Below are 21729 nucleotides of genomic sequence, written 5' to 3'. Positions count from 1 at the left end.
CGCGCCCCGATCTGTAAGCCTCGCTAAACCCGCCGGTGAGAATCTATCGCTTGGGATTGCGGTCCAAATCCCATAGGCGCAAAGGCGAAAACAGGAGCTTTCCGTGGCCAAGACCGTTTCCTCCGTACTCGACCTTGTCGGCAATACCCCCCTGATCCGCTTAAAGCGCGCGTCGGAAGAAACCGGTTGTGAGATCTACGGCAAGGCCGAATTCCTCAATCCGGGTCAATCGATCAAGGACCGCGCGGCGCTGTGGATCATCCGAGACGCCGAGGCCAGGGGCCTGTTGAAGCCCGGTGGGACCGTCGTCGAAGGTACGGCGGGCAATACCGGCATCGGTCTGGCCATGGTCGCCAATGCGCTGGGCTATAAGGCGGTTATCGTCATTCCGCGCACGCAGGCGCAGGAAAAGAAGGACGCCATCCGTATGCTGGGGGCGAAGCTGATCGAGGTCGACGCCGTTCCCTATTCCAATCCCGATAACTATGTCCGCTATTCGGGCCGTCTGGCTGAGGAACTGGCGAAAACCGAGCCAGGCGGCGCCATCTGGGCCAATCAGTTCGACAATGTCGCCAACCGTCAGGCCCATATCGACGGCACCGCCCCCGAAGTCTGGACGCAGACGGACGGCAAGATCGACGGCTTCATCTGCTCGGTAGGCTCAGGTGGGACGCTGGCCGGCATGGCCGCTGGCCTGCGCGGTTTTAATCCGGCGGTGAAGATCGGGCTGGCCGATCCGTTCGGTGCGGCGCTGTTCAGCTACTACACGACGGGCGAACTGAAATCCGAAGGCACCTCGATCACCGAGGGTATCGGTCAGGGCCGTATCACCGCCAATCTGGAAGGCTTCACGCCGGACTTTACCTGTCAGGTGGGTGATGAAGAATGGTTGCCGGTGCTCTACGATCTCGACCGTTATGAGGGTCTGCTGGTCGGTGGGTCGGCGGCGCTCAATGTTGCGGGCGCGATCAAGATGGCCAAAGACATGGGCCCCGGCAAGACCATCGTCACCGTGCTGTGCGACTATGGCAACCGCTACGCGTCAAAGATTTTCAACGCTGAGTTCCTGAGGTCCAAGGGCCTGCCCGTGCCGCCGTGGAGCGAACAGGCCTGATGATTCCTGCCCGCGCCGCGTCAGATACCCTGAGCCGCAAAGACCGGTCTGTCCTGCGGCTGCGCGGTCGCGTTGCCGAGGTCGCGCGCCTGTCCCCGCAACCAGTCCATGAAGCGCACCTGCGCCAGGGAGGGTTCGCGCGTCTGAGGCCAGACCAGATGGTAGCCGAAGCTGACGGGCGCGTCCTTTTCGTTGAACAGTCCGCGCAGACGCCCGGCCTTGAGGTCGGCCTCGGCGATGGTGCGCTTGGCCAGAGCGACGCCACGACCGGCCACGGCGGCTTCGATGACCATATGGCTCTGATTGAAGCGCGGCCCGCGCGAGGCATCGATCTCGTCGACGCCGTGCGCCTTCAGCCACATCGCCCAGTCGGGATCGGACGGGTCGAGATCGGACGACACGTCGTGCAGCAGCGTATGGTGCGCCAGGTCCGCCGGCTTGCGGATCGGCGCGGCTTCGTACAGGGCGGGCGAGCAGACGGGCAGCACGGCTTCTTCCAGCAGATGCTCGACGTTCAGGCCGTTGTAATTGCCGGTGCCGTAGCGAATAGCCAGATCGATGTCAGACACCGCGAAATCGGTCGGGGCCATATCTGCCGACACCCAGACGTCGATATCCGGATTGGCTGCCGAAAAATCGCCCAGACGCGGCATCAGCCATTTGGCGGCGAAGCTGGGGGCGACCGAAACCGTAACGCGCCCCTTCTGCTGGGTCTGACGCATGACGCGGGTCGCCTCGAACATCTTTTCGAAGGCTTCCTTGAGAATGATCGAAGAGGCTTTGCCGGCGTCGGAAAGCACCACACGGCGGCCGTCGCGCACGAACAACTCGACCCCGACATGCTCTTCCAGCAGGCGGATTTGCTGAGACACCGCGCCGGGGGTGACGAACAGCTCTTCGGCGGCGTGCTTGAAACTTTCGTGGCGCGCGGCGGCTTCGAACACCCGAAGCGCCGACAGCGGCGGCAGACGGTCACGCGACATCAAACTCTATCCAAATCTAAACCAGCGCATCCCGAAAAGTGCATAGCGGTTTTCGGATAAGATGCGCGACAAATCTAAATCAAGCGCTCTATATAGCGCATCCATCGTTTAACAAATCTAATCTTTGCGTTCCGGAGACAAAAATGAGTGACGCGCACCCGTCCCCCGCTATCGAAGTCCTCGAAGCCGGCGAAGCCTGGGAAACCGATGCCGTAATCATCGGCGCGGGCCCGGTGGGCCTGTTCGCTGTGTTCGAGCTGGGCCTGCTCGACATCAAGGCTCACCTGATCGACATTCTTGACAAGGTCGGCGGTCAGTGCGCCGAACTGTATCCGGAAAAGCCGATCTACGACATCCCGGCCTGGCCGATCATCACCGGTCAGGAAATCACCGACCGCCTGCTGGAACAGATCGCGCCCTTCGGCGCCAAGTATCACCTCGGTGAAATGGCCGTAGCGGTAGAAAAGCTGGAACAGGAAGACGGCACGATCAAGTGGAAGGTCACGACGGATCAGGGCACGTCAGTTGTCGCGCGCTGTATCCTCATCGCCGCCGGCGGGGGTTCCTTCCAGCCGAAGAAGCCGCCGATCCCCGGCATCGACGGTTTCGAAAACATCGGCGCAGGCCTCGGCGTTCACTACGCCGTGCGCAAGATGGAAGCCTTCCGCGGCAAGCGCATCGTCATTTCGGGCGGTGGCGACTCGGCGCTCGACTGGACGCTGAACCTGCAACCGATCGCCGAACGCGTCACCCTGATGCACCGCCGCGACGACTTCCGCGCCGCGCCGCACAGCGTGGCCCAGATGCGCAAGCTGGTCGAAGAGGGCAAGATGGACCTCGTCATCGGTCAGGCCACGGCGCTCTCCGGCGAGACCGGCCATAAGCTGACCGGCGTGACGGTCGAAGATAATAATGGCGAGGAACTGCACCTCGAAGCCGATACCTTCCTGCCCTTCTTCGGCCTGACCATGAAGCTGGGTCCGGTGGCGGAATTCGGCCTCAACCTGCACGAAAATCTGATCCCGGTGGATACGGAAAAGTTTGAGACCTCGACGCCTCAGATTTTCGCCATTGGCGACATCAACTATTATCCGGGCAAGCTGAAGCTCATCCTGTCGGGCTTCCATGAAGGCGCGCTGGCGGCGCAAGCCGTCTTCCGTTACGTCTTCCCGGACAAGAAGCTGCGCTTCCAGTATACGACGTCTTCGTCGGACCTGCAGAAGAAGCTGGGTGTGAAGTAGCAGGGGCTCGCCCCTGCACCCGGAACTTGGAGCAAATGGCCCCGTCTCAGATCAATTTGAGGCGGGGTTTTATTTTTGCCTCGTTGCGTTATGCTTGGGCTATGAAACGCGATGAGGTCATTTCTGTACTGCGGAGCCATCGCCCGGAGCTTGAACGGCTTGGGGTGCGTCGCGCCGCCTTGTTCGGATCCGTCGCACGGAACGCTCAAAGGCCAGACAGCGATATCGACATTCTGGTGGACCTTGATCCGGAGGCCCGCCTCGGTGTGTTTGAGTATATGGGCATCGTTGAGTTTATCCAGTCCCTGTTCAGTGCCCCGGTGGACGTGGCCAATTCGGTCAGCCTGAGGGCCTTTGTGCGCCCTGCCATAGAACAGGAAGCGGTCTATGCGTTCTGAGCGTGAGCGGCAGTCGCTGATCGACATAGCGGAAAACATTGATCTCGCCGTTAGCTTTGCCGAAGGTCTTGATGAAGCGGCTTTTGCCACAGACCTCAAGAGTTATTACGCGGTTGTGCGTTGTCTGGAGATCATCTCCGAAGCCAGTCGCACACTGTCAGATGAACTGAAAGCGCGTCATCCAGAACTGCCGTGGAAGCAGATTGCGGGTTCTGGAAACATCTACCGTCATGATTACGGGCAAGTAGCGCACAGCATGGTATGGATCACGCTGCATCGAAGCTTGCCCTCGCTAAAGGCGGCGGTCGACAGCGAGTTGGGCTGATCATCTGCTCCCTGTAATGGGTGCATGGTATGCGACCCTGCAACAAAACTGTCGCCAAAGCGCGTCACTATCGTACCTATGAACCGGTTACGTCTTGTCCTGCTGATCCTGTGTGCTTTCCTGCTGCCGGCGGCAACCTTTGCGCAGGAGGATTGGGTCGAGGCCGAGATTGTGGTGCGCGGCAAGAGCGCCGGTGGTCCGGCCCTGTGGCGCGTCACCGATGGCGACAGTCAGGTCATCATTATCGGCGTTTTGCCCGTCTTTCCGAAAAAGCAAACGTGGAAAACCACCCGCATTGAAAATGCGCTGCGCGGGGCCAATGGCCTGATCACGCCTGCCGACAACAGCACGGGGGCTGGCGATCTGTGGTCGCTGATGCGCAACAAAGGGCTTCCCGACCGCGGTACGCTGAAAGAGGCGCTGTCAGACGATCTTTATGCGAGGTATGAACGAACGGCCCGGCGGGCGGGTATTCCGATCAAGGATTTTGCCAAAGACAAACCGGTCTGGGCCGGGGCGCGATTGCGGCGCGAAGTGCTGCAAAAATATGGGCTGAGCGAGAATGAGCCGGTCGCCACCATCAAACGTTTGGCACGGTCGGCGGGCGTTCCGGTCAAGGCGGCAGGGCGGTACGACAGTGGCCCTCTGTTCAAGGCGGTCAACGCCATGAGCGATCAGGCGAGCGCGGCGTGTCTGAACTATACGCTCGACGACATCGACTTCGATATCGATCGCGCGCCGCGGACGGCGCAGGCTTGGTCGGTCGGGGATATCGCCACGGTGCGCAGCCTGTATCAGGGATCGGTGCTGATGAAGTGCCTGTCGGGTTCGCCGGTGGCCACAGCGACGCTGAACCGCAGCGTCACCGACTCGGTCAATGCGGTGAATGCGGCGCTGAAGAAGCCGGGCAAGACGGTGGCGGTGCTGCCTATGGCTTTACTACTGCGCAAGGGCGGCGTGTTCGATCAGCTACGCGCCAAGGGTTACCGCGTCTCTGCGCCTGAAAATTAGAACGCAGTCCTGAACGTCTGCTCCCAGTTATGGGTGCAGGCGCATTTTGGTGCGCTACCGCTGCGCTGCTCGAGCGCGGGCCCCTGCCTCTGCTAATCGATCCATTCGATGAAGGCCTTGACCGTGGTGACGGCCGCAGCGATGTCAGCGGGCATTTCGGTCAGGGTTTCGGTCAGGCCGTAGAGGTCGGTGATGGCGTCCGGGGCCTTGGGTTCGAAGCCGAGAGCCTCGGTAACAAAGGACGGGAACTTGGCCGGGTGCGCCGTCGAAAGCACGATCTGCGGGGTGTCACCTTTACGCTCCAACGCTGCCGAAAGCGCGACGGCGGTGTGCGGGCAGATCATCTGACCGTACTTTTCGTAGGCAAGCTTGATCGTTGCCTTGGTTTGTTCTTCGGAGACGGTAGAGGCCGAGACCTCGGCCTTCAGCGCGTCCTGCAGATTACCGGACAGGGTGGCTTCGCCCGATTGGGCGAAGGTATCGAACAGGTCGTGGGTGGCGCCGGCGTCGCGGCCCGAGGCTTCGAACACCAGGCGCTCGAAGTTCGACGGCGCTTGGACGTCCATCGATACGGAGGCGGTTTCGACGGCCTGACGGCGGACGTAGCGGCCGTTGTTGATGGCCTGATTGAGGGCGTCGTTCTGGTTCACGGCGGCGTGCAGGTGACCGACGTTGCCGCCGATCTTGCGCGCCACCCAGCCGGCGAAGGCGTCGCCGAAATTGCCGGTCGGCACGATGAATTCCGGCTTGTCCGCGCCGGAATGGGCGGCGGCGGCCAGATAGTAGGGCACCTGTCCCAGCAGACGGCCCCAGTTGATCGAGTTGACCGAGGAAATCAGGCCTTGCGCCTTCAGCGACGGCTCGGACAGCAGCGCCTTGACGATCTTCTGGCAGTCGTCGAAATCGCCCTTCACGCCGACGTTCAAAACGTTGTCGGCCTGAACCGTGGTCATCTGCAGGCGCTGCACGGGCGAGACGCGGCCGAGCGGATGAAAGACGATCAGCTTGACGTGCTTGGAACCTGCAAAGGCGCGCACGGCGGCGGCGCCCGTATCGCCGGAGGTGGCCGTGACCAGAGTCAGCTTTTCGCCGCGCTGCGCCAGGGCTGCGTCGGTCAGCGGGGCCATCATCTGCATGGCCATGTCTTTGAAGGCGTGGGTCGGGCCGTGATACAGCTCCAGAAGCCACAGATTGTCCTCAAGCTTGGTCAGCGGCACCGCACCATTGCGCAGGAAGGCGTCTTCGGTGCGCTGGGCGGCGGCCTTGACAGCCTGATCGCCGAGGACGTTGACGCCGAACAGGTTGAGCAGCTTCACCGTGAGGTCGCCATAACCGCCCTTTGAGGCGGCGGCGAGGTCGAAATCCGGGGTCGGCCAGTTCTGCGGCACGTACAGACCGCCATCGGGCGCCAGACCGTCGAGCAGAGCGCCCGCAAAGCTGCGTTGATCCGAGAAACCGCGCGTGCCGATATAGTTCATTTTGTTACCATTTCTTAAAAGCTTTCAAACCCTTCTTGCTTCGAGAAGGGTTTGTCCGCTAATAGGCGCAAGGGGTTCGCCCGCGATAAAACTGTCGCGGCGGGCCTATCATTTTCAGACGCCTGAGAAAAGGCTTTCCATGACGTCCGCGGCGACAAAATCCGACTTTCCGGCGCACATTGCGCGGGCGAAGCGCGTGACGCTGAAGATCGGGTCGGCGCTGATCGTCAATCCGGAAACCGGGGCGGCCAATACGTTGTGGATGCGCGGATTGGCTGAGGATGTAGCGCGGTTGCGTGCGACAGGGGCGGAAGTGATGATCGTCTCGTCCGGGGCCGGGGCCCTGGGGCGGCGTTATCTGGGACTGACCACGCGCCAATTACCGCTCGAAAAGAAGCAGGCGGCGGCGGCGGCGGGGCAGCCGATCCTGATGCGCGCCTGGGACGAGGTTTTCTCCGAACACGGTATAAAGGTCGCGCAGGTGCTGCTGACGCGCGAAGATACCGAGCGCCGGCGTCGCTGGCTCAATGCGCGGGAAACGGCGGATACCCTTCTGAAGCTTGGGATCGTGCCGATCGTAAATGAGAACGATACGGTGGCGACCGAGGAAATCCGTTACGGCGATAACGACCGGCTGGCCGCGCGCGCGGCCATGCTGGTAAGATCGGAAGCATTGGTTCTGCTGTCGGATATCGACGGGCTCTATACGGCCGATCCGCGCAATAATCCGTCTGCGGAGCATATTGCGCTCGTGGACACCATAACCCCCGAAATCGAAGCCATGGCGGGTGGTGCCAATGCCGCCGCAGGCGTCGGCACGGGCGGCATGGCGACCAAGATTGCCGCGGCGCGCATCGCCGGGGCAGCCGGGTGTTCTACCACCATTATGAACGGTCAGGTCTTGCGCCCGCTGTCGGCGCTGGGTCGAGGGGCGCGCTATACCCTGTTTGCGGCTCAGGCCTCTTCGGGGGCTGCCTATAAGGCATGGATCGCCGGGACGGTGGTGCCGGCCGGGCAGGTCCATATCGATGCCGGTGCGGCCAAGGCGCTGGCGTCCGGCAAGTCGCTTCTACCGTCGGGTATTACCTCGGTAACGGGTCTGTTTGATAAGGGCGACAGCGTGTCGGTCCTGCACGACGGGCGCGAACTGGCGCGTGGCATCGCCACCTATGGCTCGGACGACATCGCCGCCATCAAGGGCCGCGCGAGCAAGGACATCGAGACGATACTGGGCTATACTTCGGGGGATGAAGTTATTCACCGCGACGATATGGTGATGGTTTAAGCATCGCCAAGGGGGATGTGTTGAGCTGGGATATTGCTATTCTGCTGGTGTGCGCTGTGCTGGCAGCGCTGCTGGTCACCCGGATTATAATGCGCCCCGGAAGAAAGGGTGAGTCGCCCAAATCTGTAACGGTTCACCTGACGGGTGACGCCTTTAAGGTTGTCGTAAAAGGGCGTGAACAGGTGCACGTTCGGTGGGTAGACGTAAAAACCGTTACCGTGATTAAGACGGAGCGGGGGCCTTGGGCAGATGTTTGTTTTTACCACGTGGCGCACACGAATGGGGACTTAACTCTGCCGCTTAAAGCGAAGAAAATGGCGTTCTGGGTGCCGAAACTCATGACGCTTCCGGGATCCGACGGAGATGCGTTCATGAAGTCGGCCCTTTCTGATGAAAAAGAGTGCTTCGTCACCATTTACAACACTAAGACCTGACCGGATGAAGGTCTTGGCATTCCAAACTTCCGGGAGACCGATATGGACACCTCTGGCAACCTTTCTCTGACGCAACTGATGACCGATCTGGCCGCGAAGGCCAAGGCGGGCGCTGAAGCCCTGCGTCTGGCCGGGCCAGAGGCGCGCACCAAACTCATCCTCAGCGCGGCGAAGCATATCCGCGCCCAGCAGGACGCCATTCTGACCGCTAATGCCGCCGATGTCGAAGCGGCCTCACAGAGGGGTCTGTCCAGCGCCATGGTCGAGCGTCTGGTGCTCAATCCCGATCGCGTCGAAGCCATGGCCAAGGGATTAGAAGAGGTTGCGGCGCTCGCCGATCCGGTGGGCAAGGAACTGGCGCGCTGGGATCGCCCCAATGGTCTCGATATCGCCCGCGTGTCCACACCCATCGGTGTCATCGGCATCATCTACGAGTCGCGTCCGAACGTGACCGCCGACGCAGCCGCCCTGTGCATCCGCTCGTCCAACGGGGCCATTTTGCGCACGGGTTCGGAAGCCCTGAATTCGGCGAAAGCCATCTTCGTGGCCTTTGAGCAGGCCTTTGCCGAGGCCGATATTCCCGCCGCCGTGCAACTGGTGCCGACTGCCGACCGTGATGCCGTAGGCCTGTTGCTGGGCGGGCTGAACGACACGGTCAATCTGATTATTCCGCGCGGCGGCAAGTCGCTGGTGGCGCGCGTGCAGCAGGAGGCCCGCGTGCCGGTTCTGGCGCACCTCGAAGGGCTGAACCATACCTATGTCCACACCGACGCCGATCCGGACAAGGCCGTGGCCATCGTGCTGAACGCCAAGATGCGCCGTGTCTCGGTCTGTGGTGCGACCGAGACCCTGCTGATCGACAAGGCCGTGGCCGACAGCCTGTTGCCGCGCATCGCCCTGGCCCTGATCGACAAGGGCTGCGAACTGCGCGGCGATGAGGCCGCCCGCGCCATCCAGCCAATGGCGGCAGCGACCGAAGACGACTGGCGCACCGAATATCTCGACAAGGTGCTGGCCGTGCGCGTGGTCAACGGCCTCGCGGAAGCGGTCGAGCATATCCGCATCTACGGCACCCAACATACCGAAGCCATCATCACCGAAGACCCGGAGGCCGCCGAAGCCTTCCTCAACGAAGTCGATTCGGCCATCGTTATCTGGAACGCGTCGACGCAGTTTGCCGATGGGGGTGAGTTCGGACTGGGGGCGGAAATAGGCATCGCCACGGGCCGCATGCACGCGCGCGGGCCTGTGGGGGCCGAGCAATTGACCACCTTTAAATATGTGGTGCGCGGCGCCGGTCAGACCCGGCCTTAAACTCTCTGATTACCGCATGTCTGGCTATCGGCACGGTTGTCGCGTTTCTTAACTTTCCTGTCACGCGCCTGTCGTCAAATCGGCTTACCCCCTGTGCATAAAAACCGGGGCGGAGGCCTTGATGGCTAACAGGTTGTTAACGCACGCCGGAGTCTTATGGGCTCCGCATTATCAGGAACCAGCGTATATGGCGGCGCAACCCCGTAAGCGTATTGTATTGCCCTTGGTCGCAGGCCTCACGGTGCTGATCGCGCTTGCCTTCCTGACGCCCGCGGCGCCGTGGCTGATATGGGTGGCCGTCGGTGTCCTGACCTTAAGCCTCTATATGACCTACGGAGAGTTGCAGCGCCAGAAGACGCAGGATGTCCCCGCCACGCCTGTGCCTGAGCCCGTGCGCGTTCAGCCGGAAGGCCCCAGCTTTCAGGAGGTGCTGCGCGCCATCCCCGATCCGGTGATGATCGTGTCGGGCGTCGAGCCCAACGATATTGCCGGCCGCTGGATCGTCTTCGCCAATACGGCGGCGGTCGAAGCCTTCGGCATCGTCAAGGAAGGCGGTCTGCTCGTTTCGTCCCTGCGCTATCCCGAAGTGCTGGAGGCTGTGGACGAAGCTCTGTTCGGCGGCATTGCCCGCGATACGGTTTTCGAAACCTCCGGCGCGCAGGACAAGTTCTGGCGCGCCTGGACCTCGCCCCTGCCGGTGGCCGAAGGCGGCATGAAACGCCTGTCGCTGCTGGTCATCCGCGACGAAACCGACATCCGCCGCATCGAGCGCATGCGCGCCGACTTCCTCGCCAATGCCTCGCACGAGTTGCGCACGCCGCTGGCCTCGCTGACCGGATTCATCGAGACCCTGCGCGGCCATGCCAAGGACGACATCAAGGCGCGCGACAAGTTTCTCAATATCATGGCGTCGCAGGCCGACCGCATGGGCCGTCTGATTCAGGATCTGCTGTCGCTCAGCCGCATCGAAATGAACGAGCATGTGCCGCCGTCGGGCGAGGCCGATCTGGCCCTGTGCGCGCGCGACGTGATGGACGGCCTCAGCATTCTGGCGCAGGAAAAGCAGGTCTCGCTGACCGTAAAGGGCCCGCCGCCGGGGCAGTATTTCCTGACCGCCGACCGCGATCAGGTGCTGCAGGTGGTGCAGAACCTGTCGGACAATGCGCTGAAATACGCGCCGCGCGGTTCGACAGTAGAGCTGGAAATCTTCAACGACTGCACGCTGGAAGAGGCCTTCGGTGCGCGCGACCCGTCGGCGTCCAAGCTGGTGCTGCTGCGGCCCGACCGCCGCGACGCCTGGTATACGGTGGTGCGCGTGACCGACCGCGGGCCCGGCATTCGCCGCGAATTCCTGCCGCGTCTGGCCGAGCGCTTCTATCGCGTCGAGGGTCAGAAGTCCGGCGACCGTCTGGGCACCGGTCTGGGTCTGGCCATCGTCAAGCACATCATCAACCGCCATCGCGGCGCGCTGGTGGTCGAGTCGGTGGCGCAGCCTTCGGTCGCCGACAAGGACCTGTTACCCTATGGCGGGCTGGACGTCGGGCCGACGGGACCGGTAGAGACCTATACCAGCTTCAGCGCCTGCTTCCCGCAGGCCGGCCGGTATAAGGAAAGCCCGGTTATCGGCTTTGTGAACGCGCGTTGAAGCACATCCGGAAAAGTGGAGACCACTTTTCCGGTGTAAATGTGCTGATAAACCAATGTCCTGAAGCCGATTTAACCTTGAGGTCTGAAACAGGCTTAAATCGGCTTCAGGGAGAAAAATGACAGTTTTGCCGTCGTGGGCGGTGTGTTGTAATAAGCCTGTCACAAATTCAACATATGGGCTTCGGGCAAGGATATTTGCGTTATGAACAACCACATCGTCAAAACCTACGGTGAAGAACTCGACCAGCTCAGCGCGGAAGTCGTGCTGATGGGCGGGCTCGCCGAAGCGCAGGTCGCCGACGCCGTCGAGGCGGTGGCGCGTCGTGATGTGGCGTTGGCGCAGAGCGTGATTGAGCGCGACCGCAAGCTGGACGAGCTTGAGCGCGACGTCGAACGCAAGTGCATCCGCATGATCGCCCTGCGTCAGCCGATGGCGGCCGACCTGCGCAAGACGGTGGCGGCGATGAAGATCGCCACGTCGCTGGAGCGCACCGGCGATCTGGCCAAGAACATCGCCAAGCGTTCGCTGGTCATCGCCGAAGCCGAGCCGATGTCGCCGCTGACCCGTTCGATCGAGCGCATGGGCAAGCTGGTCTCCTCGCGCCTGCGCGACGTGCTGGACGCCTATAAGTCGGGCAAGCTCGACATGGCCATGGCCGTGTGGTCGTCGGACACCGAGGTGGACGAGCACTATAACGCCCTGTTCCGCGAACTGCTGACCTACATGATGGGCGATCCGCGCACCATTTCGGCCTGCACGCACATCCTGTTCATGGCCAAGAATCTGGAGCGCATCGGCGACCATGCGACCAATATGGCCGAGCATATCCACTACGAAATCACGGGCGAAGACTATGTCGAGGATCGCCCGAAAAGTTCCACCTTTTAAAGACGCCGCCTCCGTCTCCCCAACGGGGCCGAGGCTCGGGATACAGAGCACATCATGAGCGTGAAGCCCTACATCATTGTCGCCGAAGACGAAGACGCCCTGTCCACCCTTCTGCAATACAATCTCGAAAAAGAGGGCTATGAGGTTGGGGTCGCCACCGACGGCGACGAAGCCCTCATGATGATCAACGAACGTCAGCCCGACCTGCTGGTCTGCGACTGGATGATGCCCAAGGTGTCGGGCATCGAGGTCACGCGCCGCCTGCGCGCCCAGACCGAAACGCGCAACCTGCCGATCGTCATGCTGACGGCGCGCTCGGAAGAAACCGACCGCATCCGCGGCCTCGATACGGGCGCCGACGACTATGTGATCAAGCCGTTCTCGATGGTCGAACTGGTGGCGCGCATCCGCGCCGTGCTGCGTCGCATCCGTCCGGGTCTGTCGGAAGATCGGGTGATCTTCGGTGAAATCATCATCGACCGTCTGTCGCACCGGGTTCAGCGTTCGGGCCGCGATGTGCATCTGGGGCCGACGGAATACAAGCTGCTCGACTATCTGATGCAGCACCCCAAGCGCGTGTTCAGCCGCGAACAACTTCTGGACGCCGTGTGGGGCAACGACGTCTATGTCGAAGCCCGTACGGTCGATGTCCATATCGGCCGCCTGCGCAAGGCGCTCAATGCCGATACGGACTACGATCCGATCCGCACCGTGCGCTCGGCGGGCTATTCGCTCGATATGCAGGGCTGAGACGCCGCCTGAAACCGATTGTTGCTCGGTAAGCGCCTGTGTTAGACGACGATTGAACACAGGGAGCGCACATGGACACCGCACAAACCTTCACCTCTGCCGAGCGGCGCGTGACGGTCATTGCGCTGATGATCGTCTTCCTGCTCTCGGCGCTGGATCAGACCATCGTCTCCACCGCCATGCCGCGCATCGTGGCGCATCTGTCGGGGCTCGATCTCTATGCCTGGGTGACGACGGCCTATCTGCTGGCCTCGACCGTGATGGTGCCGATCTACGGCAAGCTGTCGGATATCTATGGCCGCAAGCCGATTCTGGTCATCGGCGTGGTCATCTTCATCCTCGGTTCGGGCCTGTGCGGTCTGGCGGGCGAGTTCGGCGACCTGCCGCTGCTGGGCGGCGGCATGGTGCAACTGATCGTGTTTCGCGCCATTCAGGGCCTGGGTGGAGCGGCGCTGATGACCTCGGCCTTCGCGGTGATCGCCGATCTATACCCGCCGCGTGAGCGCGCCAAGCTGGGCGGGCTGTTCGGCGCGACCTTCGGTATCGCCAGCGTGGTCGGGCCGCTGGTCGGCGGCTTTTTCACCGATATGGGCACGATCCACCTGTTCGGCCTGCCGGTCGCGGGCTGGCGCTGGGTGTTTTACATCAACCTGCCGCTGGCGGGGCTGGCCCTGTTTATGATCCTCGTCAAGACGCCGAAGCTGCTGCACCGCACGGGCGGCAAGATCGACTTCGCCGGGGCTGTTCTGTTGGTCGCCGCCTTCCTGCCCTTCCTGCTGGGTCTGAGTCTGGGCGGTACATCAGGCTGGACTTCGCCGCTGGTGCTGGGTCTGTTTATCGGCGCCGCCATCGCCTTGGTGGCTTTCTTGGGGGTCGAAGCGAAGGTCGAAAATCCGATCCTGTCTCTGTCCTTGTTCCGTAACCGGACGTTCGCCAGCGCCAATCTCGCCTCGGTGCTGATCTTCATGGCCTTCATGGGGCTGGTCTCCTTCCTGCCGCTGCTGATGCAACTGGCGCTCGGCCTGTCGGCGACGACCTCGGGGCTGGCGTTGATGCCGCTGACCGTCGGCCTGATCGGTTCGGCGACTCTGTCGGGTCTGCTGGTGCATAAATTCGGCAAGTATCGTTTCATCATGCTGGGTGGCGCGGCCCTGACGGCCATCGGCGCGCTGTGCCTCGCGACCCTACCCAACATAGCCGGCGCGTGGGACGTGGTGTGGCGCGTAGCGTTGATCGGCATAGGCTTGGGCCCGGCGCAGAGCCTGTTCAATCTGGCGGTTCAGAACGCCGTCGAACGCTCCGAACTGGGCGTGGCGACCAGCGCCGGGCAGTTCTTCCGTCAGATCGGCTCGACCATCGGCGTCGCGGTGTTCGGTGCGGTGCTGACGCACAATCTGATGGTCATGGCCCCAAAGGCAGATGCCGCGCACGAACAGGTTCTGTCGCTGGCCGAACTGGAGCGCATGGCATTAGCCAGCCAGACAGAGGAGAGCAGCACACCGCTCGATCCGGTGATCCGCGATACGGTGTCGGACGCCATCAAGGGCGTGATGTTCGCAGGATTCCTCGTCTCGTTGCTGGGGCTTCTGGCCACGCTCTTCATCCCGGAACTGCCGCTGAAGTCCTTCCAAGATCCGGAGCCTCTGGGTGAGGCTCCCGGAGAGCCGCCGCGCCAACCCTCGCCAGAATAATAGACTTTAAGCATCGCGATATTATCGCCAAAAACCGCTCACACTTTTTGGCATATCGCTTTTAAAACCTTGCAAAGATTGCCTTCTCTTCCCATCCTGAGTAGGAAGAACGACACTTAAAAAGGTTGAGCAGATTATGGCCAGCAGTCCCCACATCATCGACGGTTCGGACGCCACCTTCGTCGCCGACGTGATCGAAGCCTCGCAGACCGTTCCGGTCATCGTCGATTTCTGGGCCACCTGGTGCGGGCCATGCCGTCAACTGGGCCCGGCGCTGGAAAAGGTCGTCACCGAGGCCAATGGCAAGGTGAAGCTGGTCAAGATCGATGTCGACAAGAACCCGGCCGTCGCCGGTCAGTTGCGCGTGCAGTCGATCCCTACCGTCTACGCCTTTGTCGGCGGCCGACCGGTGGATGGTTTTATGGGGGCCAAGCCGGAGTCGGAACTGAAAGCCTTCATCGAAAAGCTGGGCGTCGGTGGTGACGATGGCGCGCCATCGATCGAGGACGCGCTGGCCTTGGCCGCGCAGTCGTTCGAACAGGGCGATCTGGGCGGGGCGATGGAAGCCTATTCCTTCGTGCTCGATCAGGATCCGCAGAACCTCAAGGCTATCGCCGGCGTGGCCAAGATGTACATGAAGATCGGTCAGCCGGAACAGGCCAAGGCCGTCCTCGATCAGGCCCCGGCCGACACCAAGGACGCCGATATTCAGGGCCTGCGCGCGGCGCTGGAACTGGCCGAAGGCGCGCCGACCGAACTGGACGAATTCCGCGTGCGTCTTAATGCCGATCCTGCCGATCATCAGGCACGCTACGATCTGGCGCGCGGTCTGGCCGGGCAAGGCGAGCTGACCCCGGCCATCGACGAGCTTCTGACCCTCATCAAGGCCGAGCCGGAGTGGGAAAACCAGAAGGCGCGCGAGTACCTGTTCAAAATTTTCGCTGCCGCCGGTCAGATGTCGGACGTCACCAAGGCCGGTCGCCGCAAACTGTCATCGCTGCTGTTCAGCTAAGGGGGGAACTCTATGCCCGATATCGAAATCGAAACCCCGGTCAGCGATTCACCCGTGCCCGACACGTCGGAAATAGACCCGCGGCTGCTGGAGGCGCTGGTGTGTCCGGTGACGCGCCGGCCGCTGACCTACGACAAGGCCGCGCAGGAACTGCTGTCACCGACTGCCGGTCTGGCTTTTCCGATCCGTTCGGGCGTGCCGATCATGCTGGTCGATCAGGCACGGCGGTTCGAACCGCAAAAGGCTTAAGTGCCTCTTCTTCGGCTTTGGCGTCGATAAGGGGGCCGGTCGCCGGTCCCACCAGATCGCCGGCATTATGCTCGCTTAGCGTTTCGCCCAGATCGTCATCCGGGACGGACGGGTCTGTTGTTTCGAGGGAATGCGCCTTTAAGGGCTCGGTCGGGGGTTCAGCATAGTCCACAAGGGACTGGGATTGCTGTTCGAAGCGATCGGTCATAAAGCACCTCCTTCAACCAGAACCTTATTCTGACTGACGCGGCCTAAATTTTCACTATGGAATGGTTTGCGACCTGCACGGGCTCTCGGCATAAGGGCGATGTCGCCAATTTGCGATTTCGATAGACATTGCTTATATGGGACGCATGTTACCGACCCTGCGCCAGCTTCATTATCTCAAGCTCCTCAACGAGCACAAAAGCTTCGTCGCCGCCGCCGAAGCCGCCTTCGTCTCGCAGCCCGCCCTGTCGTCCGGCATTGCCGAGCTTGAAAAGGCTCTCGGCGTACGCCTGATCGACCGTTCGCGCGGGCAGGTTATCATGACGGCCATCGGTGAAGACATCCTGCGCCGAGCCGAAGACATACTGGCGCGCACCGAAGATCTGGTCGAAGCCGCCAAGGGCGCCAACAGCCCTCTGGCCGGGCGTTTTCGGTTGGGAGTCATTCCGACGATCGCGCCGTTTCTGCTGCCGCAGGCCTTGCTGAAACTGCGTCAGGAGTTTCCGCAATTGCGGCTGTTCCTGCGCGAAGACCAGACCTCGCGCCTGATTGCCTCGCTCAAGAGCGGGAGTTTGGATGCGGCGGTCATCGCCCTGCCTTACGATCTCAGCGGACTCGATCACGCCTTCATCTGCAAGGATGAAATCCTGGCCGTCATGCCGAAGGACCATCCGTTGTCGCACGCGGATCAGGTCGAACCGGACGCGCTGAAATCCACGGAATTGATCCTGCTGGAAGACGGGCATTGTCTGCGCGACCATGCGCTGGCCGCCTGTCAGTGGAACGCGCCGGGTGCGGCCGAGGTCAATCAGTCGCTCAATGGCGGTTTCGCGGCAACCTCGCTCAATACGCTGGTCCAGATGGTCGATGCCGGGTTGGGGGTCTCGCTGCTGCCGGGCATGGCTATCGAATCCGGTATTACCGATCGTTCGTCGGTGGCCATTCGTCCATTGCATTCGGACCACGCCTATCGCGATATCGTCGTCATCTGGCGCGCCGGTTCGTCGCGGACGGCGGAGGCGCGTCTGCTGGCGGGCGTAATTGGCGCGGCCTAGACTAACTCGCCACGCAGCAATTTCGGCAGGTCGCCCGTCGCGCCGCCGGCGTCTTCCATGAAAAAGCGGCGGGCGGGACCGATATTGTTAACGATGCCCATGCCCAGATCGCGCAGCGGGCGGATTAGCGGATTGTTGTTCGAGAACAGGTGCACGAAGGCGTCCATGATCATCGAGGTCGAGACGTTCTCGAACCGCCGCCACCGCGCATAGCGCTCCAGCACCAGTTCCGAGCCGAGGTCTTCGCCCAGACGCGCCGCCTCGATGATAACTTCGGCAAAGGCCGCCGCGTCTTTCAGACCCAGATTGAGGCCCTGACCGGCGATGGGGTGGATGCCGTGCGCCGCGTCGCCCAGTAGCGCGATGCGCCCGCGATACATGTTTTCGGCCAGCGCCATCGACAGTGGATAGATGAATTTCGGCCCGGCCAGTTCGACTTCACCCAGAAAATCGCCAAAGCGCTGCATCAGATGGGCGTGGAACAGTTCCGGGCGCACCTGCAACAGGGCCTTGGCCTTGGCATGACTTTCCGACCAGACGAGGCAGGCGCGATTATCGGTCAGCGGCAGTATGGCGAAGGGGCCTGACGACAGGAAATACTCGTAGGCCACGTGGTTGTGCGGGTATTGCATCTTCACCGTGGCGACGACGGCGCTTTGGCCGTAATCCCAGCCGATAGTCCTGATGCCCGCATACTCACGCAGGCCCGACTTGCGACCTTCGGCGGCCACGGCCACCGGCGCGGTCAGAGTCTCGCCGGTGCTCAGCGTCAGCGTGATGCGGGTGGCGGTTTCCTCGATGCCGGTGACGCTGGCCGGACAGATGACACGGATACCGGCCTTCAGCACGGCCTCGTACAGGACGGCGCGGATATGGCGGTTTTCCAGCATGTAGCCCAGGGGTTCGTTGCCGGACCGGTCTGAGATTTCCCCCGCATTGAAGTGCAGAAAAAACGGCGAAGGGCGCGGCGTCGCCGCACCGGGCAGAGGGGCGTCGGTGACGACGATCTCGTCCATACGGCAGGCCAGAGGCTCCAGCGCGTCACTGACGCCGAGCGCCTGCCATTGCCGGAAGCACGAATAGGCGATGGCCGAGGCGCGGCCGTCGAAGGTCGGCTCGGTCTGCTCCGACAGGGGCTGACGCTCGACCAGAAGCGGCTTCAGTCCGCCCTTGGCCAGGGCCAGAGCCGCGGTCATACCGGCCATACCGGCTCCGACGATGATGAGATCTGCCTGCGTATTCATGCGCCTATCTTAGCTCTTGCGGTCGGGCGCCGCATTACAATTATTTCAGTAGCGACCCAATACCGCATGTCATTATGGTGTGAGCCTATTCGGGGAGGCTTTTCGATGATGACACGCCGGCACATGCAGTCGCTTCTGGCGGCATTCGGGTTGGTAGGTGCGACGCGTGCGGTGGCGGCCGACAGCCCCTTTTACGGGCGCTGGACAGGTATACTCGACGCCGGGCCTGTGCGCCTGACCTTGCGTCTGGAGATTGACGCCAAGGGCGTGACCCTGTTCAGCGTCGATCAGGGCAATGCGCGTATTCCGGCGACCAGCGTCTCCATCGAAGACGAGCGCATCAGGCTGGCCTTTGCCGCCATCAAGGCAAAATTCGACGGGATGCTGAGCGACGCGCGCCATATCGACGGGACCTTCACCCAAGGACAGGCCATGGCGATGCGCTTCACGCGCGGAGAGGTGGCCGAGGCCGCGCCTGAGCCGGTCTATCCGCCGCTGACGCGCGACCTACTCAATGACAAGCGGCTGGCGGCCTATACGCCGGCCATGGCGGCGGCGTGGACACGCGGGGACCACGCGGAATTTTACGCCGTCGGGGCGCGCTCCAGCGAGGACGAGATTGTCGTGCAGCCGGAAGATCAGTGGCATTGGGGTTCGATCACCAAATCGATGACCGCGACCCTCTGTGCGCGTCTGGTCGAGGCGGGGACGATCCAGTGGAAGACCACGGTGGGCGAAGTGCTCGACGAACGCGGCAGCCCCGTGTCCGCGGCCTATCGCGACGCCACCCTGCTGCACCTGCTGAGTCACCGCGCCGGTTTGCAGCCGAATCTCGATCTGATGAATATGGTCTTCTATAGCCGCGATCCTTTGCCCGACCCGCGCCCGGAGCGCCGCAAATGGGCGCTGGCCGCGTTGAAGCAGAAGCCCGTCGGGCCGCTCGGCGCACAGAATGTCTACGCCAATAACGGCTACATCATCGCCGGTGCGATGCTGGAGCAACTGACCGGCAAGAGCTGGGAAGAGTTGATGCAGACAGAGCTGTTCACGCCGCTGGGGATCGAGAGCGCCGGCTATGGCGCACCGGGACGTCCGCGTGAGATCGATCAGCCGCTGGGTCACGCCGTACAGGGCCATACGCGCAAACCGATCGGCCCCGGATCGGGCCAGCCCAACGACAACCCTGTGGCGCTGGGGCCAGCGGGTCGCGTACACATGTCGGTGCCGGATATGCTGTTATATCTGAAGGCCCACCGTGATCGTCCGGCCAGCTTCCTGAAAAGCGAAAGCTGGGGCGCGTTGCACACACCGCACTTCGGCGATACCTACGCGCTGGGCTGGATGGTGCGTCCGGACGGCGCGCTATGGCACAACGGGTCGAACACGATCTGGTACGGTGAGGTGCTGGTCGATCCCAAAACCGGCACGGTCGCGGCGGCCTGCGCCAACGACGCCGCACCGGACACCCTGACGGCGGTCGCCTCCGTCCTGATATCGGCGCGCGCAGCGGCTAAGGCTGTTTAGTTTTAGGGCTGAATGCCGATCAGTTGAATCTTGAACACCAGCACGCTGTTCGGCGGGATGGGGCCCATGCCCATTTCGCCGTAGCCAAGTTGCGCCGGGACATAGAGTTCCCAGGTTTCGCCCGTCTTCATTTCAGGCACGGCGATCTTCCACGCTTCGACCAGGCCGTCGAGGGCCATGGCCGCCGGCATGCCGCGTTCGAAGCTTGAGTCGAAGACGGTCCCGTCGATCAGTCGGCCTTCATAATGGATTTTCACCGTGTCGCGCGCGGTCGGCTTGGGCGCGTTCGGGTCAGTGGACGGGGTAAGGACCTTGTACATCAGGCCCTTAGGCAATTTTTGAACGCCCGGCTCCTTGGCCTTTTCGGCGAGGAAGGCTTCACCAGCCTTCACATTGGCCTCCGCCGCGGCCTCGGCCGCCGGATCGGTGCGGTTGCACCCCGCCAGCGACAGCGCCGAAGCCAAAACAAGCGACAGACAGACCGGTCTGATCCTATTCAAAGCCATTGATCCTGTTCCTCTATTCCATTCTCAAAGCATAGCCCGTGGCGCGCAGGGCGTCGGCGATTTCGTGGGCGTGACGGGCGTCCTGCGTCTCGACCAATATGTCGAATTCCGCGCCCTTGGCCGGCACGTCGAGCACGAGGCGATTGTGCGCCACGTCGACGATATTGCCGCCCTTGCGCGAAATGACATCGGCCACCAGCGACAACATGCCCGGACGATCGTCGCCCAGAATACGATAGGTGACCAGGCGTTTTTCGCGCACCAGTTCGCGTTGCAGCACCGAGGCCAGCAGGCGCATATCGATATTGCCGCCGCACAGGATCAGCCCGACCTTCTGCCCCTCGAACTTTTCCGGATAGCGCATGACGGCGGCCAGACCCGCCGCCCCCGCACCCTCAGCCACAGTCTTCTCGACATTGACAAAGGCAGCAATGGCGCGCTCGAAATCCGCCTCGTCGATGACCAGCACGTCGTCGACCAGCGGATTGGCGGTGGTAAAACTCAGGTCGCCGACGGCCTTGACCGCGATGCCCTCGGCGATGGTCGATCCGCCCGTCGGCATGTTCAGGCCGCGACGACGCGCCGCGAAAGACGGATACATGGCGGCTTCGATGCCGATGACCTTGATCCACGGCTTGAGCGCCTTGGCCGCCGTCGCCATTCCGGCGATCAGCCCGCCACCGCCGATGGGGACGAGCAGCACGTCGAGGTCCGGCACGGCCTCCAGCATTTCGATGGCCAGCGTCCCTTGTCCGGCCATGACGTCGTAATCGTTGAACGGGTGGACATAGACCGCCCCGGCATCGGCACAGATCTTTTGCGCATGGGCCGAAGAGTCGTCGTAATTGGCGCCTTCGATCACCACGCGGGCGCCATAAGATTGGGTCTTCTGCACCTTCACGAAGGGCGTGCCGTGCGGCATGACGATGGTCGCCGGGATGCCAAGGCGCTGCGCGTGATAGGCAATGCCCTGGGCGTGGTTACCGGCGGAGGCCGCATAGACGCCGCGCGCGCGTTCATCGGCGCTCAGCGTCGCCAGCTTGTTCAGTGCGCCGCGTTCCTTGAAGGCTGAGGTATATTGCTGGTTCTCGTACTTGATCCATAGCTGGGTGCGGGTAATGGCGCTCAGCTTCTGCGAAAAGGCGCAGGGGGTTTCGACGATATGACCCTTTAACCGCTCAGCGGCGGCTTGGATCGCTTCCAGACTCAGGCTCATGACGGCAACACACACAGGTTTGAAGTTGTGTTCCCATATCAGACCGCCGCGCAGGGGCCAAAGTCAAAAAGGGTGTCCAGTTATTCCGGGTTGGGTCAAAAAGTATAAATAGAAACTATATTTCGATTTTTTGAAATCATTGTGTCCGATATTGAG

Annotated in this window: 22 protein-coding genes; 16 read left to right on the top strand and 6 right to left on the bottom strand. The window is 62.1% G+C overall.

Annotated features, from left to right (window positions below; translation table 11 throughout):
* Positions 1-103 precede the first annotated feature (103 nt).
* Positions 104-1114: a cysteine synthase A gene (locus tag LH365_RS13490; RefSeq protein ID WP_226744152.1), complete on the top strand. Its 1011-nt coding sequence runs from the start codon at positions 104-106 to the stop codon at positions 1112-1114.
* Positions 1115-1134: 20 nt separating this feature from the next.
* Here the strand turns inward: LH365_RS13490 and gcvA are convergent, their stop codons facing one another.
* Positions 1135-2097, bottom strand: a complete 963-nt coding sequence (gene gcvA, locus LH365_RS13485) for a transcriptional regulator GcvA (RefSeq protein WP_226744151.1) — start codon at positions 2095-2097, stop codon at positions 1135-1137.
* Positions 2098-2240: 143 nt separating this feature from the next.
* Between gcvA and LH365_RS13480 the strand changes: the two genes are divergently transcribed.
* The 4 genes from LH365_RS13480 (at position 2241) to LH365_RS13465 (ending at position 5072) form a co-directional block, all read left to right on the top strand.
* Positions 2241-3338: an NAD(P)/FAD-dependent oxidoreductase gene (locus tag LH365_RS13480; protein ID WP_226744150.1), complete on the top strand. Its 1098-nt coding sequence runs from the start codon at positions 2241-2243 to the stop codon at positions 3336-3338.
* A gap of 101 nt (positions 3339-3439) precedes the next feature.
* Positions 3440-3736 (top strand): nucleotidyltransferase family protein, encoded by a 297-nt coding sequence (locus LH365_RS13475; RefSeq protein WP_226744149.1) that lies wholly within the window; start codon positions 3440-3442, stop codon positions 3734-3736.
* Positions 3726-4061: a DUF86 domain-containing protein gene (locus LH365_RS13470; RefSeq protein WP_226744148.1), complete on the top strand. Its 336-nt coding sequence runs from the start codon at positions 3726-3728 to the stop codon at positions 4059-4061. The genes LH365_RS13475 and LH365_RS13470 overlap by 11 nt, the downstream gene beginning before the upstream one ends.
* 78 nt (positions 4062-4139) lie before the next feature.
* Positions 4140-5072: a TraB/GumN family protein gene (locus LH365_RS13465; protein ID WP_226744147.1), complete on the top strand. Its 933-nt coding sequence runs from the start codon at positions 4140-4142 to the stop codon at positions 5070-5072.
* Positions 5073-5164: 92 nt separating this feature from the next.
* Here the strand turns inward: LH365_RS13465 and thrC are convergent, their stop codons facing one another.
* Complete coding sequence (gene thrC / locus LH365_RS13460; RefSeq protein WP_226744146.1) at positions 5165-6550, bottom strand: threonine synthase; 1386 nt, start codon at positions 6548-6550, stop codon at positions 5165-5167.
* A gap of 139 nt (positions 6551-6689) precedes the next feature.
* On the opposite strand from thrC, the gene proB reads away from it, so the two are divergent.
* The 9 genes from proB (at position 6690) to LH365_RS13415 (ending at position 15821) form a co-directional block, all read left to right on the top strand.
* Positions 6690-7835, top strand: a complete 1146-nt coding sequence (gene proB / locus LH365_RS13455) for a glutamate 5-kinase (RefSeq protein WP_226744145.1) — start codon at positions 6690-6692, stop codon at positions 7833-7835.
* Between the two features lie 20 nt (positions 7836-7855).
* The gene (locus LH365_RS13450) at positions 7856-8269 is read left to right on the top strand and encodes a hypothetical protein (RefSeq protein WP_226744144.1); all 414 of its coding nucleotides are present in this window, start codon (positions 7856-7858) and stop codon (positions 8267-8269) included.
* Positions 8270-8311: 42 nt separating this feature from the next.
* Positions 8312-9583, top strand: coding sequence for a glutamate-5-semialdehyde dehydrogenase (locus LH365_RS13445; protein ID WP_226744143.1), 1272 nt, complete (start codon positions 8312-8314; stop codon positions 9581-9583).
* 187 nt (positions 9584-9770) lie between these two features.
* Positions 9771-11228, top strand: coding sequence for a cell wall metabolism sensor histidine kinase WalK (locus tag LH365_RS13440; protein WP_226744142.1), 1458 nt, complete (start codon positions 9771-9773; stop codon positions 11226-11228).
* A gap of 204 nt (positions 11229-11432) precedes the next feature.
* On the top strand, positions 11433-12119 hold the full coding sequence (phoU, locus tag LH365_RS13435; protein ID WP_226744141.1) for a phosphate signaling complex protein PhoU: 687 nt from the start codon (positions 11433-11435) through the stop codon (positions 12117-12119).
* Between the two features lie 60 nt (positions 12120-12179).
* Entirely contained in the window at positions 12180-12869 is a 690-nt protein-coding gene (gene phoB / locus LH365_RS13430; protein ID WP_107876142.1) for a phosphate regulon transcriptional regulator PhoB, read from the top strand.
* 71 nt (positions 12870-12940) lie between these two features.
* Positions 12941-14560: an MDR family MFS transporter gene (locus LH365_RS13425; protein WP_226744140.1), complete on the top strand. Its 1620-nt coding sequence runs from the start codon at positions 12941-12943 to the stop codon at positions 14558-14560.
* 136 nt (positions 14561-14696) lie between these two features.
* Complete coding sequence (gene trxA, locus LH365_RS13420; protein WP_226744139.1) at positions 14697-15572, top strand: thioredoxin; 876 nt, start codon at positions 14697-14699, stop codon at positions 15570-15572.
* Between the two features lie 12 nt (positions 15573-15584).
* Positions 15585-15821, top strand: a complete 237-nt coding sequence (locus LH365_RS13415; RefSeq protein WP_226744138.1) for a Trm112 family protein — start codon at positions 15585-15587, stop codon at positions 15819-15821.
* On the opposite strand, the gene LH365_RS13410 is transcribed toward LH365_RS13415, so the two are convergent.
* Complete coding sequence (locus LH365_RS13410; RefSeq protein ID WP_226744137.1) at positions 15775-16029, bottom strand: hypothetical protein; 255 nt, start codon at positions 16027-16029, stop codon at positions 15775-15777. The genes LH365_RS13415 and LH365_RS13410 overlap by 47 nt on opposite strands.
* Positions 16030-16174: 145 nt before the next feature.
* On the opposite strand from LH365_RS13410, the gene LH365_RS13405 reads away from it, so the two are divergent.
* On the top strand, positions 16175-17083 hold the full coding sequence (locus LH365_RS13405) for a hydrogen peroxide-inducible genes activator (RefSeq protein WP_226744136.1): 909 nt from the start codon (positions 16175-16177) through the stop codon (positions 17081-17083).
* Here the strand turns inward: LH365_RS13405 and LH365_RS13400 are convergent.
* On the bottom strand, positions 17080-18327 hold the full coding sequence (locus LH365_RS13400) for a UbiH/UbiF/VisC/COQ6 family ubiquinone biosynthesis hydroxylase (RefSeq protein WP_226744135.1): 1248 nt from the start codon (positions 18325-18327) through the stop codon (positions 17080-17082). The two genes, LH365_RS13405 and LH365_RS13400, sit on opposite strands and share 4 nt — an antisense overlap.
* 105 nt (positions 18328-18432) lie before the next feature.
* Between LH365_RS13400 and LH365_RS13395 the strand changes: the two genes are divergently transcribed.
* Positions 18433-19851 (top strand): serine hydrolase, encoded by a 1419-nt coding sequence (locus LH365_RS13395; RefSeq protein WP_226744134.1) that lies wholly within the window; start codon positions 18433-18435, stop codon positions 19849-19851.
* Between the two features lie 2 nt (positions 19852-19853).
* Here the strand turns inward: LH365_RS13395 and LH365_RS13390 are convergent, their stop codons facing one another.
* Positions 19854-20357: an FKBP-type peptidyl-prolyl cis-trans isomerase gene (locus LH365_RS13390; protein ID WP_226744133.1), complete on the bottom strand. Its 504-nt coding sequence runs from the start codon at positions 20355-20357 to the stop codon at positions 19854-19856.
* A 13-nt stretch (positions 20358-20370) separates the two neighbouring features.
* Positions 20371-21573, bottom strand: a complete 1203-nt coding sequence (locus tag LH365_RS13385) for a threonine ammonia-lyase (RefSeq protein WP_226744132.1) — start codon at positions 21571-21573, stop codon at positions 20371-20373.
* Positions 21574-21729 lie beyond the last annotated feature (156 nt).

This window comes from Asticcacaulis sp. AND118, from assembly GCF_020535245.1.
Lineage (GTDB): Bacteria > Pseudomonadota > Alphaproteobacteria > Caulobacterales > Caulobacteraceae > Asticcacaulis.
This window is presented reverse-complemented; position numbering and strand designations above follow the sequence as displayed.